We start from the raw sequence: 12,876 nt of genomic DNA, 5'->3' as shown, positions 1-12,876 counted from the left end.
TGATGCCCCTCCCTGTGTAGTCGTCTTCCTCAATCAAGTCACGTGTTCGATGTCAATGAAAGCTCGCTCCAAAGTGCCTGTTTGTCTTTGTGCTCTCTTTTTGATGGTTGTTGGTCCTGTGTGCGGCGCACTGGCCGCGGACACGACCGCAAAAACGAAACCGAAGATTCAGCCATATCCCAATGCCTTCGTCTGGACCAACGCTGGGAAAGCTCGAGCGGAATTCGATGGATTTGAGTTTGTCGGCGAATTTGTTCGCGACAATCAAGCGATGCAGGTCACTCCGTCTGAGGGCCGGTTCTACGTTTCGGTGTACGACGGTGGATTTCCCGGCACAGGTTGGGATGGCAGTCCTGTCGTGCATGAGTGGTCGGATCGCGAGGGAATCGAGTCGCGTGTTGCTGGTTGGCAAAAGATTGATCGCAGTGCATCGGTTGTCGGAAAGAAGCCACCGGCTGACGCGATCGTGTTGTTCGATGGCACGAACACGAACGCTTGGAAGAACGGCAAGATCGAGGATGGTGTTCTCAAAGCGGGAGCAAGAACCAAAGCAACGTTTCAGGATTTCCGACTGTACCTTGAATTTCAAATTCCGCTGAAACCTGAGCCGCCGGTCAGTCACCCGCATCGCGGCAACAGTGGCGTTTTCGCGGTCGGTGCCTATGAAGTGCAGATCTCTGACAACTTTGGATTGGACCCCCGTCCCGAGGCATGGCAGGACATTGTCATGTTGAAACCCGTCAACACATGGTGCGGAAGCATCTACGGAATTCGCGAAGCCGATTGGAATGTTTGCCTGCCTCCGCTGGCATGGCAGAGCATGGTAATCGACTTCACCGCCGCCAGATTCGAGGACGGAATGAAGGTCCAGTCCGCAGTGATCTCGGTGCACCAAAATGGTGTCCTGATTCACGACCGTGTGGAACTGCCAGAGGGAACGGGGCGCGGGCCAGCAGGTCCAAGACCCGAAGTGGCGGAAGGTCCGATCTATCTTCAAAACCACGGCAATCCCAACCGGTTTCGAAACATTTGGATCGTCCCGAGGTCCTCTGCCAAGTAGCGGAAACAGAGACGTTTTCTCCCGATTGCCTTGCCCAGTATCACTGTTTGAAAGTTTGGTCCGATGTCTCGAGTTGCCTGCCTGATCGCGTTTTCAACGCTTTGTTTTCTTTCACAACCGATGCTTCTTGCGGAAGAAGGATCGAGTGCCGTTTCCGAGAAAGAAGTGGTGTTCGAAGATTCGTTTGACGGTCGTTCGGTTCTTGGGGATGGTTATCGGGTGGGGTCAGGGATGGAGGCCGGATGGAATCTTCAAGATGGCGTGTTGTTCGGAAAGCAAGTGCGGGACGACCATGGTTCGATCATGCGAAAGCAAATGGAGTTTGCTGATTTGCATGTTGCGTTTGACTTTCGATTCAACGGAGGAAGTCGGTTCAATTTTGTGATCGACGATAACAATGAAAAATCCGTGCATGCCGGGCATGTGGCTCGTGCATCACTGACACCAAAACGGATGATGATCAGCGATGACAAACTCGGTTTGATGAATCTGGAAGTTCGCGAAAAACGAAAGGCGAAATCGCTGCCGGCGGAACAACAGAAAGAATTGGAGAACCTGTTGGCTCGCACGCAAGCCTCCGCCGCCATCCATGCCAAGCCGGGCACCTGGCATCACTTGGAACTGACCATCCATGGGACCGTGATGACTGTTCACCTCGATGGCAAAGAAGTGGTCTCGTTGGATTCTCCCGGCTTCGCTCATCCGACCAAGACTCAGTTCGGAATGACCGTGAATGGAAGCAGCATCGATTTTGACAACCTTCGTGTTTTCGCGACCGAGTGAACTTGGTTTGTTTCCCGCTCTTTCTCCCCTGCCCTGCTCTTCCCTGCATAAACCCGAACTCATGCGAATCTACTCTTTGAAAAGAATTGCACGAATCTTGCTGTTTTTCGCGGCGATGTGTGCTACCAGCCTGCCTGCTGCGGACTCTCGACCGAACTTTTTATTCGTTCTGACGGACGACCAGTCCTACGGGATGATGGGCTGCGACGGAAACGAGTTGACTCGGACACCGAACATCGACCAGTTGGCTCGCGAAGGCGTCTATTTTGATCGAGCCTATGTGACCAGTGCGATCTGCACTCCGAGTCGGATTTCGATCTTTCTCAGCCAGTACGAACGCAAGCACGGTGTGAATTTCAATTCAGGAACCAGTGTCGCGCCCGAGGCTTGGGCGAAATCCTATCCTGTGATCATGCGAGAGAGCGGGTACTACACCGGCTATGTCGGAAAGAACCACGCGCCGATTGGAAAGGGCGGCTACAACAGCGGTTTGATGGAAGAGTCGTTTGATTTCTTCTACGCCGGACACGGGCACATCCGCTTCTATCCCAAAGACGTCCACGAGATCTTTGAGGGGGCGACCTACGACACGCAAGTCGAAATCGTCAACGAAGGTGCTCAGGATTTCATGTCGTATGAACATCGCTTGGACGGTGCGGTGCGATTCCTGGACGAACGTCCGGCGGACAAGCCGTTTTGCTTGAGCATCTGTTTGAACCTGCCGCACAGTGCGGGAACGGGCACCATGCAACAGCGAGAAAGCGATGATGAAATCTACAAGTCGCTCTACCGTGACATCGAGATTCCATTGCCGGAGCACTACGTTGCGAAGGACGAGATTGAAACGCCGCGTTTGCCAGCGGATGTGTTGCGAGCGAGTGAGCGGCAGGCCAGCTACAACTTTGTCGACACTCCCGAGGCGTTGAAAGAACGCACCATTCGGCAGATGCAATCCATGACCGGGATCGATTGTTTGATCGGAAACCTACGCACCAAGCTCGAGACAGAAGGCGTGGACGACAACACGATCATCATCTTCTGTTCCGACCACGGGTTGTTCATGGGGCAACACGGTCTTGGTGGAAAGGCGTTGTGTTACGAGCAGACGACGCATGTGCCGATGATCGTCTTCGATCCAGAACTGCCAACCGTACTGAGAGGGGCTTGTTGCAACGAGTTGGTTCAAACGATCGACATCGCTGCGACGATGCTGGATCTGGCTGAGATTGAAAAGCCTGACACCTTTCAAGGCCTGTCGTTGCGGCCACTTTTGAGTGGTCAAGGCGGCGCGATTCGTGATCATGTTTTCACCGAAAACTTGTGGGTGACTCATTTCGGCAACCCACGCATTGAGGCGGTGCAGGACAAGCGTTGGAAATACATCCGGTACTACCGCAACGATTGTGTTCCCGCCTCGGTCAAGATTCAGGTGGCCAAGGATCTTGGTATCAAGTCGTCCACCATGCTGTATGGCATTCACGACAAGGAAATCGCCGTGTATCGGAATCATGCCGAGGCATCGTTGCGAGGTGAGCAACCGATCTATGAAGAGTTGTTTGATTTGGAAACCGATCCCGACGAGTTGAACAATTTAATCGACGATCCTGCCGCGAAGACGCAGTTGGAAGAGCTTCGAATCGTTTGGAAGCAACAGCTTACGAAAGTTCGCGGCAAAGGATTTCCTGCTGTGCTTCGCTACACCGTCGATAGCGAAAAAGACTACAAGTCGAAGTGAATTCATTGGCCGTCGTTTCAGTTTCAATTCCCACCTTGCAGCCTGCTATGTTGAACCGAACAAAGTTTTTGTCCTCGATGTTGATCGGCCTTTTGGTTCTGGCCGCATCCAGTGTCGATGCCAAGGAACGTCCGAACATTGTGTTGATCGTTGCCGATGACCTTGGCTACAGCGACGTTGGTTTCAATGGATGCAAGGAGATTCCCACACCGCGATTGGACGAGTTGGCGGGGGAAGGCGTGGTCTTCACCAACGGCTACGCTTCGCATCCCTATTGCAGTCCCAGCCGCGCGGGGTTGTTGACGGGAAGGTATCAACAGCGATTCGGACATGAGGGCAACCCTGAACCGGATCCGCAGTGGCACGGTGACGACACGCCGGGGATGCCGCTCTCGGAAACGACGCTTGCGGATGCTTTGAAAGAAGCCGGTTATGTCACCGGTGCAATTGGCAAGTGGCACCTGGGCGACGCGAAACCGTTCTGGCCCAATCGCCGTGGATTCGATGAGTGGTTTGGCTTCAGTGGAGGCGGATTGAGCTATTGGGGAGACTTGGGAAGAATGGATCCTTTGCTCGGTGTGCATCGCGGTGATGAACCGGTCGATCGCAAGTCGTTGACTTATTTGACGGATGACTTTTCAACGGAAGCGGTCAAATTCATTCAGCGTCACGAGACGGACCCGTTCTTTTTGTACTTAGCGTACAACGCACCGCATGCTCCCGACCAAGCCACTCGGGCTCATCTGGAGAAGACGGCACACATCGAGTACGGGGGTCGAGCGGTTTACGGAGCGATGGTCGCTGGGATGGACGAAGGCATTGGGCGAGTCGTCGACCAAATTCGCGAATCGGGGTTGGACGATAACACGTTGATTGTCTTTTACAGCGACAACGGTGGGCGGCGTGAGCATGCGATGAATTTGCCGTACCGAGGTCACAAGGGCATGCTGTTTGAAGGCGGGATTCGGGTGCCGTTCTTGGTTTCTTGGCCAGGGACTTTGCCGGGCGGAGTTCGAGAGCAATCGCCGGTCACGGCGCTTGATGTCTTTCCCACTGTCCTCGCCGCAGCGGGATTGGACCCGAGCAAGAATGAAAAGCTGGACGGCCAAAACTTGTTGGCCGGTTTGACCGACGCGGGAACGGAGTTGCCCAAACGCCCGTTGTTTTGGCGTTACTCGATGGGCGATGATTCGTATGGCTACGCGGTTCGCGACGGGAATTGGAAGTTGGTTGACAGTCGCTACAAGAACCGAAAGCTGTTGTTTGATTTGGCGAACGATCCGTGGGAACGCGAAGACTTGGCCGAACAGCATCCTGAACAAGTGGATCGGCTATCGCGGATGATTGAGGCCTGGGATGCCGGCAATGTGCTGCCGAAGTGGCACGACGCTCACGGCGTCAATGTCAGGAAAGAAGAGGACTCACGAACAGAGGCTGTTGAAAAAGCCGCTCGAGGAGAACGTTCTCGTCCGGGGCTGGATTTGAACTCGATGATTGAGCCGGTGCCAGCGAGAGCGAAATTCATCGACGAGAATTTCTACATCTGGGGCGGCAGTATGGTGCGTGACGTCGACGGCACCTGCCATCTGTTCTACAGTCGCTGGCCGCGAGAGTCGGGACACAATGCTTGGGTCACCCATTCGGAGGTTGCTCACGCGGTGTCGGATGATCCGCTGGGGCCATACCACTTCGTCGATGTTGCCCTGCCCGTTCGAGGCGAACAACTGTGGGACGGCATGTGCACTCACAACCCGACCGTGCATGAGTTCGATGGGAAGTACTACCTCTACTACATGGGGAACACGGGTGACGGTGCACCGACCAGAAAACTGAATATGATTCATCGCAACAATCAACGCATTGGTGTCGCGGTTTCCGATCACCCCAACGGACCATGGAAACGTTTTGACGAGCCACTGATCAACATCAGCGAAGATGCGTCGGCGTCGGATGCATTGATGGTGAGCAACCCGTCGATCTTGCGTCGGGATGATGGGACGTTTGTGTTGATTTACAAAGCGGTTGGCAAGAAAAGACGCATGCCGTTTGGAGGCCCGGTCGTTCACCTTGCCGCGACTTCTCAGTCACCGACGGGACCGTTTCGAAAGCAGAACAAACCGTTGTTCACCGCACCGGGAGTCGCCTTTCCAGCGGAAGACCCTTACATCTGGTTCCAAGATGGCATGTGCTGGGCGATCGTCAATGATCACAATGGACACTTCAACGGAACCGGCAGTGACTCCTTGGCATTGTTTCAGTCGGTCGATGGTTTGCACTGGGAACCGGCCAATTCACCATTGGTGACGGAACGCATCATCCCATGGGCGGACGGAACTCAGCAGTCCGTGCACCGTCTTGAACGCCCGCAACTGTACCTCGAAGACGGCAAACCAACCGTGCTATTTTGTGCTGCGGAGGAAACCAAGCAGAAGCTTCATTCGTTCAATGTGCATTTGCCTCTGAAGTGGCACGGTGACTGATTTGAGCGGGGATACTAGCACGGAAACGTGTTTCAGTTTGGTTGTTCAGTCGGTTGTCTTCGCTGGCTGCTCAGACAAAACACGGTTCATCCAGTTCCAAGCCGCTGAACGATATCGGCTGGGGCGATTCAGCCAGCGATCGTTGTGCCCTGCCTTGGCGAACTCGTTTGGGAATGGACCGAGTGCCTCGGACGTGTTGACTGGCAGATAGGTGAAATTGCGGGCTTCGGGAAGCAGGTTGCGAATGAACTCTTCCGTTCCATACGAACCATTTTGGCAAATCAAGTAGGGGCGATCCCCCACGCGTTTCAGACGCTTGCTCGCTTCGGATCGATATCTTGCGAGAGGACTGCCCCAGTCCGTTCCTTTCCACTCGCGAACGCCATCGAAATGGTCATGGGTGATGAAGGCGGTCCACAAGCTAGCAATCTCATCGTCATACAATCCGATGTAGTTCACTGCGATTGCACCTCGCGAAAATCCGCAGAGGAACACTTGGTCTGGATCCGCGGAAAACTGCTTGATGATACGGGGGACGTTGAGCTTGGCATATTCCACCGTCGCGTTTTCGTCGCCCCACCAAGAGATTTGATTGCGTTGGTGGTCGTTGCTGATGAACGGCAGCGTCACCCAAATGAATTGGCCAGCGGACAATCCAAATCCCAATCCCGCGTCGGCGACTTCGCCAGTCGAACCTGACGCTGGAAAGTGATTGCCGGTGTATTCGAAGATGATCGGCAACGATTCTCCGTCTGCCGTCCAGTCTTGAGGAAGGTAGACGGTGTGGTGCACATCGGTTTCGGCGTATTCAACCGGAGTGACGGCCACTCGTTTGCCGGCGGTAGGCTCCCCTTGGGATAGCTTTGGCGTCTGCAGCAAATGTCCCGAATTGACTGGCAGTGGCGATTGCCCGTTGCCCAACGACCAGGTCGAGAGAAGAAGGCAACCACAGATGACCAGTCGACGGTTCATTCAAACCTGCTCGGAGAGTAAGGCGTTGGGTCCAAGTGCGTTGTTTGTCCGGTGACCATCTCGGCGACCAAGCGGCCCGTTGCCGGAGCAAGGCTCAAACCCAACATATTATGGCCCGTCGCAAGCATGCCATTTTTAAGTTCCGGCAGCGAACCGATGATTGGCAAACTGTCCCAGGTCATCGGTCGCCAGCCGTACCATTGTGATTGGGCTGGCCCGTCAACGGAAGCAACCAAGTACGGCCGAGCTGAATCACGCAGTTGTTGGATTCGGTGTTTGGGAATAGAGGTGTCATAGCCTGCGAATTCCATCATTGATCCGAAGCGTAACCCATCGTCAAATGGCGAGACGCCAACCTTGTGCTCTGGAAAGAGAATTGCATGACTGGGCGAGTGATCCGGTTTCTCGATGGTGACCGAGTAGCCTTTGCCCGGTTGGACCGGGACAGAACATTGAAGTGCCGATTCCCATTTGGTGCTCCAGGCTCCCATCGCGAAAACGAAGTGGTCGGCGGTGAAGTCACCTTGGTTAGTTTCGATGGCGACGATCCGGCCGGCTTCTTTTCGGACTGATTTTAGCTCGCAGTTCTCAACGAAACGAACGCCTCGTTCTTTTAGATTCGTCGCCCATTGCGAGTTCAGTTTGTCGGGACGCACCGAGGTGTCGTTGGGGTACAGGAACGCGCCTGCCAAGCCATCTTTTAGACCGGGATCAAATTTAGGCAGGTTGTTTCCGTCGATGCGAGTCGCTGGGATTCCGAACTCTTCGGACACCAGTCGATCGGTTTTCGCAAAAGATTCCATGCCGCGTTCGGTTTGCAAAACGTACAGCAGCCCCTCTTCTTTCCATTCGCAATCGAGCTTCAGCCGTTCAATCAGCGAATGGTATTCGCTCATCGAGGCTTCCAGGATTGCCTGCAGCGGTTTGCCCGCCGCCAGCATCTGCCGATGGGTGCAACGTTTGGCGAACTGCATCATCCATTTCCAAAGCGCCGGACTGACCTGCGGTTTGACTCGGAATGGTGATCGTGGGTTGAAGACTGATTTCAAGGCAACGGAGAACGCTCCTGGTTCAGTCAGCGGCAGTGCATGGCTGGGGCAGATATAACCGCAATTCGCGTGAGAGCATTCTCCCGCGATGCTGCCACGATCGATGACAGTGACGTCGAGTCCTGCCTCCGCCAAGTAGTGGGCACAAGCGATTCCAACGATGCCGGAGCCGACGATCGTCACTGATTTGGGAGATTGGATTGCGTTCATGAATCGCAGCTCACGAACGAGTGTAGGATTTTCCGGACCAGTTTTTCCACCAGCGTTGAAATTGAACGAGTTGTCTTTCGGCGAAAATTGCTTGACTCGGTGAGAGCGTGTCCGACGCATTCAATTGGAATTCGTAGTCGGCGTCTCCCAACAAGAACAGCAGGTACTTGTAGTAGAGTACCAAGTCGGGGCCTTCGTCGAACGTCGACAACACCGTCAAGGCGTTGGACAATTCGCGGGCGTACTGATCAGCTTGGCAATCGCCATCGGCCGCGGCCTCGCACAATTCGACGTACTTCAGGACTTCGTTGGGCAGGCAATTGCCGATGCCGGTGATCGCGCCCGTCGCACCGCATTTGACAAAGCCGTGGTAAACCTGGGTGTCGACGCCAGCCATCAACAAGACATCGTCGCTGGCGTGGGTGATGTGTTCGCCAGCATAGGACAGCGATGCGGCACCACCGAACTCTTTGAATCCGACCAAGTTCGGGAACTCGGCTCGCAGGTCAAAGAACAAGTCGGCTTTCGTTTCGAACCCGTAGTACGGGCTGTTGTAGATCACGGCAGGCAGATTCGGGGCCGCCGAAAGGATTGCGGCGAAGTGATGTCGTTGTGCGATCGGCGATGTGGCTCGTGAGAGCACACGCGGGATCACCATCAATCCAGCCGCACCGACTTCGGCTGCGTGGCTGGCGTGAGCCGCGGCCAATGACGTGTTCTGTGCGCCGGTTCCAACGATGACGGGCACACCGGCCTGGGTCAATTCGCGAACACCTTGTTGCCGTTGCTGGTCCGTTAAGAGCGGCCAATCGCCCATAGACCCGCAGTAGACAACCGCTGTCATGCCCGCCGACATCATCTCTTGGCCTTTGCGAACCAAACCGGCGAAGTTGATTTGCCGATCAGCGTCGCATGGGGTCATCAGGGCGGGAATGCATCCTTGAAAGATAGACGCATCGACGGCGGGTTGGCTGGTGCTCATGGCGAAATCACTCTGCGATCGCGATTGAATGGTTGATGTTGGACGATAGAGTATGCTCCGATGGGCAAAGTTGTCTTGTCCGAGTCACGATAACCGACTTGAAAATGCGCACAATCTAATAATGCCTTTAAGCAGCCTTCCGAATCAGTTGTTTGAACTGCTCGCCGAACCTTTCACGGCCGAGCGTTTGTTCGATGGTTTGCACGACACGGTGTACTTCATCAAGAACGCGGAGGGTCAATATGTCGTCGTCAACGAAACCTTGGTGCAGCGCTGCGGGCTCAAGCAAAAGTCACAATTGATTGGTCGCACGTCGGAGCAAATTTTGCGAGCACCCTTTGGTGCGAACTTCACAGCACAAGACAAAGCCGTTTTGCAGTCCGGGAAAGCACTCGAAGCTCAATTGGAATTGCACCTGTATGCATCACGAGACGAGGGGTGGTGCTTGACCAACAAGTATCCGCTCCGCGGTCGAGATGGGAACTCGGTGGGCGTTGTTGGAATCTCGCGAGATTTGGGTCGGCCGAACAAATCAAGCGATGACTATCAAAGCGTTGCCAAAGCGGTCGCCTACGCGGAGCGAAATCGTGACAAGCCAACCAGCGTGACTGACATGGCGGAGGTCGCGAATCTGTCACGTTTTCAATTGGACCGCCGGATGCGAATCGCGTTTGGTCTTAATACCGGGCAATGGTTGGTGAAGCAACGCATCGATTTTGCATGTGAACATCTCGAGACAACGGATATGCCCATCGTTGATATTGCGCATGAAGCCGGCTATGCCGATCAGAGCGCTTTCACTCGCCAGTTTCGACGTGCGACCGGAATGTCACCCAGCCACTTCCGCAAAGCTAAACAGGACAACGAACTTTAGTGGTCTGTTACAGCTAAAAGTTTGGGTTGATCGTAGTGGACGAGGCCACGAGTCCTTGGATTTGACGCCAGTTCAGGACTCGTGGCCTCATCCACTACCCTAAAAACAAGTCGTGACAGACCACTGGGCGTTGACGAACCTCAGTTGGAACGCTCGGCAAGTGAGTTTGTCCATTGTCGCGCAGGAAAGCGGAAGTGAGCGGTGACAACCAAAGAGTCCTTCAGGCGTTGACGCCTTTTGTACGCGGGAGCTACGGCGAACAAATGGCGTGTTTGTAGTGGACAAGCTGCTCCGGCAATCGCGTGATATCACTCGCGAATGCAGTACAGTTTGGATGCCGTGCGGAAGTACAACGCACCGTCCGCGATCGCTGGCGTCGACCAAGTCAGTTCATCGATCTCGTTCTTGCCGACCACATCGAACTCGGGACCGCCCGCCAAAATGAACGTCGTGCCGTTGGTGTCGATGCAGAAGACTTGATCGTCCATCACCCACGGCGAGGCCCAAAACGCACGGGCTCGAGGGATGCGTTTCTCGTAGGCCATTTCGCCGGTCTCGGCATTGATGCAGTGAACCACACCGCTCCGCCGCTCCAAAAGATACAGGTGACCTTTGCAAAGCACTGGCGAGGCCATCTGAATGCCCGACTCGGGATTCTTCCAAACGATGAAGTCGTCGTTCGCTGAATCTTCCGAAGTACCAATCTCGCCCTGCCCCCCCGGGGCGATTGCGAACAAGAACCCGCCGCCATCATCGCTGCCGCCGCGGTTTCGGTATTCGGTGCCGACATACAGACGGTCGCCGATAGCAAGCGGTGTGGCTGAGCTGCGACCCTTTTGCATGTTCAATTGCCACAGCAATTCGCCGGTCTGGGGATCGTACGATCGATAGTTCGTTCCGCCGACGATCAACTCGGTGCGGAGGCTGTTCTTCCAAACGATCGGAGAGCTGTACTGGGATGGTTCGTCGCGAGCAACTCGCCAAACTTCTTCTCCGGTTGCGGCATCGAGTGCGACGAGGAATGACTGCTCTTCGTTGTCGACCTGGAGGAACAGTTTGTCGTTCAACAACACGGGTGAGCTGGACGTTCCCCAGCCCGCCCGCATTTTGTACTGACCGAGGTCGCGTTGCCAAACCAGTTCTCCTTCCATGTCAAAACAATACACCCCCATCATTCCAAAGTACGCGTAAACGTGCTTGCCGTCGGTAACCGGTGTCTCCGTCGCGTAAGTGTTCGAACTATGACGTTCCATCACCGGTCGACCTTCGCGGGCGGTTTGTCGCCAAAGCTCGCTGCCTGATTTTGAGTCCAAGCACACGACTTGCCATTGATATGTCTTTTGACTCGGGTCCCTGCCCTGCGCTCGATTGCTGTTGTCTCCGGCCGATTCGGCGTTCGTTTCAGATGGAACCGCTTCGGTCAGGAAGACTCGATCGTTCCAGACAACTGGGCACGACCATCCTTCGCCCCGCATGGGATTCGTCCAAGCGACGTTTTCGGTTTCACTCCAATTGGCCGGATGTGCCGTTTCCGCAACGCCGTTCGCTTGGTCGCCTCGAAATTGAGACCACTGATCGGCTCTGGTTTGCGAACAAATGGACAAACTTGCAAGAGCGATCGCTGCGATAAAGGCAATGTGAACGCGTTGAGATCGATTCGATCGAGAGAAGTTGAGTGTCATGTTGCCCAGTGGGTTGGTGGCAATGGATTTGTCAGGAAAGGTTCGGTGTTGCTGCATGGGAGTTTAGCGGCGCGGAACAGTGCTGGCACGCTCGGGTTCGCGAGGAAACCCGCCGAGAGGCGGGGAAACGAGGCGTTCTAAGCGAACAACCTTTACAATTGAGCGGTGAGTCAACGGATTTCATGCCGCGTAAGGGAACATTGCGATGAATCAAATTAAACGAACCATATCTTCCACCAGGACGCTGCCTCTGCAACGTCGCCAATTCATGGAAGTCATTGGTGGAGTGACCGCCGGATTGGCGTTCAGCGAAGTTGCGATGATGCGAGGTTTACCGCGAGTCAGCGCCGCGGAAGCGAAATTGGAGCACAACACGGTTCGGTTCAGCGACGACATCGAGCCATTGGTTCGGTTGTTGGAGGAAACTCCCAGGAAAAAAGTTGTCCAAGCTTTTGCGGACAAATTTCGGAGCGGGACCAGCTACCGCGAAGTGTTGACCGCTTTGTTGTTGGCAGGAGTTCGCAACGTGCAGCCGAGACCTTCGGTGGGTTTCAAATTTCACGCTGTGTTGGTGGTGAACTCGGCGCACTTGGCCAGTCTTGGTTCACCTGACGAAGATCGATGGTTGCCAATTTTTTGGGCGTTGGATTATTTCAAGTCCGCCCAGTCGCAGGATGTAAAAGAAGGCGATTGGACGATGGCGGCCGTCGACGAGTCGGCTGTTCCGCCGCCGCATCTTGCCAAGAGATCTTTTGAAGAAGCGATGCTGAAGTGGGACGTGGAAGCCGCCGACGTTGCCATCGCTGGCTACGTTCGTTCCGCCGGAGCCAACGAAGTCTTCGAGTCCATGGCACGCTTTGGTTGCCGCGACTTCCGAAGCATTGGTCACAAAGCGATTTATGTTGCCAATGGTTTTCGAACGCTTCAGTGCATCGGCTGGCGATATGCGGAACCGGTGTTGAGATCGTTGACCTATGCATTGCTCAATCACACGGGCGAGCCCAACCCATCGACCAGCGATCTGGCGGCGGATCGCGCCGGCCGAGTGA

9 protein-coding genes and 1 pseudogene are annotated in these 12,876 nt (G+C 54.8%); 6 read left to right on the top strand and 4 right to left on the bottom strand.

Annotation, left to right across the window (positions count from 1 at the left end; genetic code table 11):
• The first annotated feature begins 55 nt into the window (after positions 1-55).
• The 4 genes from RE6C_RS23900 (at position 56) to RE6C_RS23885 (ending at position 6,058) form a co-directional block, all read left to right on the top strand.
• Positions 56-1,060 (top strand): 3-keto-disaccharide hydrolase, encoded by a 1,005-nt coding sequence (locus RE6C_RS23900; protein WP_039963248.1) that lies wholly within the window; start codon positions 56-58, stop codon positions 1,058-1,060.
• A 63-nt stretch (positions 1,061-1,123) separates the two neighbouring features.
• Complete coding sequence (locus tag RE6C_RS23895) at positions 1,124-1,843, top strand: 3-keto-alpha-glucoside-1,2-lyase-like domain-containing protein (protein ID WP_008660745.1); 720 nt, start codon at positions 1,124-1,126, stop codon at positions 1,841-1,843.
• 61 nt (positions 1,844-1,904) lie between these two features.
• The gene (locus RE6C_RS23890; RefSeq protein WP_008660744.1) at positions 1,905-3,578 is read left to right on the top strand and encodes a sulfatase-like hydrolase/transferase; all 1,674 of its coding nucleotides are present in this window, start codon (positions 1,905-1,907) and stop codon (positions 3,576-3,578) included.
• 47 nt (positions 3,579-3,625) lie between these two features.
• Complete coding sequence (locus tag RE6C_RS23885; protein WP_008660743.1) at positions 3,626-6,058, top strand: sulfatase-like hydrolase/transferase; 2,433 nt, start codon at positions 3,626-3,628, stop codon at positions 6,056-6,058.
• A gap of 45 nt (positions 6,059-6,103) precedes the next feature.
• Here the strand turns inward: RE6C_RS23885 and RE6C_RS23880 are convergent, their stop codons facing one another.
• The 3 genes from RE6C_RS23880 to RE6C_RS23870 are packed head-to-tail and all read right to left on the bottom strand — an operon-like array spanning position 6,104 to position 9,271.
• Positions 6,104-7,030, bottom strand: coding sequence for a hypothetical protein (locus RE6C_RS23880; RefSeq protein WP_008660742.1), 927 nt, complete (start codon positions 7,028-7,030; stop codon positions 6,104-6,106).
• Entirely contained in the window at positions 7,027-8,289 is a 1,263-nt protein-coding gene (locus RE6C_RS23875) for an NAD(P)/FAD-dependent oxidoreductase (RefSeq protein ID WP_008660741.1), read from the bottom strand. Before RE6C_RS23875 ends, RE6C_RS23880 begins: the two co-directional genes overlap by 4 nt.
• Before the next feature lie 10 nt (positions 8,290-8,299).
• On the bottom strand, positions 8,300-9,271 hold the full coding sequence (locus RE6C_RS23870) for a dihydrodipicolinate synthase family protein (RefSeq protein WP_008660740.1): 972 nt from the start codon (positions 9,269-9,271) through the stop codon (positions 8,300-8,302).
• Positions 9,272-9,392: 121 nt separating this feature from the next.
• Here RE6C_RS23870 and RE6C_RS23865 point away from each other — a divergent pair, with 121 nt between their 5' ends.
• Entirely contained in the window at positions 9,393-10,145 is a 753-nt protein-coding gene (locus tag RE6C_RS23865) for an AraC family transcriptional regulator (RefSeq protein WP_008660739.1), read from the top strand.
• Positions 10,146-10,453: 308 nt separating this feature from the next.
• On the opposite strand, the gene RE6C_RS23860 is transcribed toward RE6C_RS23865, so the two are convergent.
• Positions 10,454-11,884, bottom strand: coding sequence for an outer membrane protein assembly factor BamB family protein (locus RE6C_RS23860; protein ID WP_008660738.1), 1,431 nt, complete (start codon positions 11,882-11,884; stop codon positions 10,454-10,456).
• 148 nt (positions 11,885-12,032) lie between these two features.
• On the opposite strand from RE6C_RS23860, the pseudogene RE6C_RS23855 reads away from it, so the two are divergent.
• A pseudogene (locus RE6C_RS23855) lies at positions 12,033-12,876 on the top strand (hypothetical protein); the annotation flags it as partial.

Origin of the sequence: Rhodopirellula europaea 6C, assembly GCF_000338295.1 — a bacterium.
Lineage (GTDB): Bacteria > Planctomycetota > Planctomycetia > Pirellulales > Pirellulaceae > Rhodopirellula > Rhodopirellula europaea.
Note: the sequence above shows the minus strand (reverse complement) of the source record. Positions and strands in the feature narration are given on the sequence as shown.

Excerpts from the sequence above, each read along its gene's own strand:
- RE6C_RS23865 (WP_008660739.1), top strand. The coding sequence starts at position 9,393 with ATGCCTTTAAGCAGCCTTCCGAATCAGTTGTTTGAACTGCTCGCCGAA.
- RE6C_RS23870 (WP_008660740.1), bottom strand. The coding sequence starts at position 9,271 with ATGAGCACCAGCCAACCCGCCGTCGATGCGTCTATCTTTCAAGGATGC.
- RE6C_RS23900 (WP_039963248.1), top strand. The coding sequence starts at position 56 with ATGAAAGCTCGCTCCAAAGTGCCTGTTTGTCTTTGTGCTCTCTTTTTG.
- RE6C_RS23895 (WP_008660745.1), top strand. The coding sequence starts at position 1,124 with ATGTCTCGAGTTGCCTGCCTGATCGCGTTTTCAACGCTTTGTTTTCTT.
- RE6C_RS23875 (WP_008660741.1), bottom strand. The coding sequence starts at position 8,289 with ATGAACGCAATCCAATCTCCCAAATCAGTGACGATCGTCGGCTCCGGC.
- RE6C_RS23890 (WP_008660744.1), top strand. The coding sequence starts at position 1,905 with ATGCGAATCTACTCTTTGAAAAGAATTGCACGAATCTTGCTGTTTTTC.
- RE6C_RS23860 (WP_008660738.1), bottom strand. The coding sequence starts at position 11,884 with ATGCAGCAACACCGAACCTTTCCTGACAAATCCATTGCCACCAACCCA.
- RE6C_RS23880 (WP_008660742.1), bottom strand. The coding sequence starts at position 7,030 with ATGAACCGTCGACTGGTCATCTGTGGTTGCCTTCTTCTCTCGACCTGG.
- RE6C_RS23885 (WP_008660743.1), top strand. The coding sequence starts at position 3,626 with ATGTTGAACCGAACAAAGTTTTTGTCCTCGATGTTGATCGGCCTTTTG.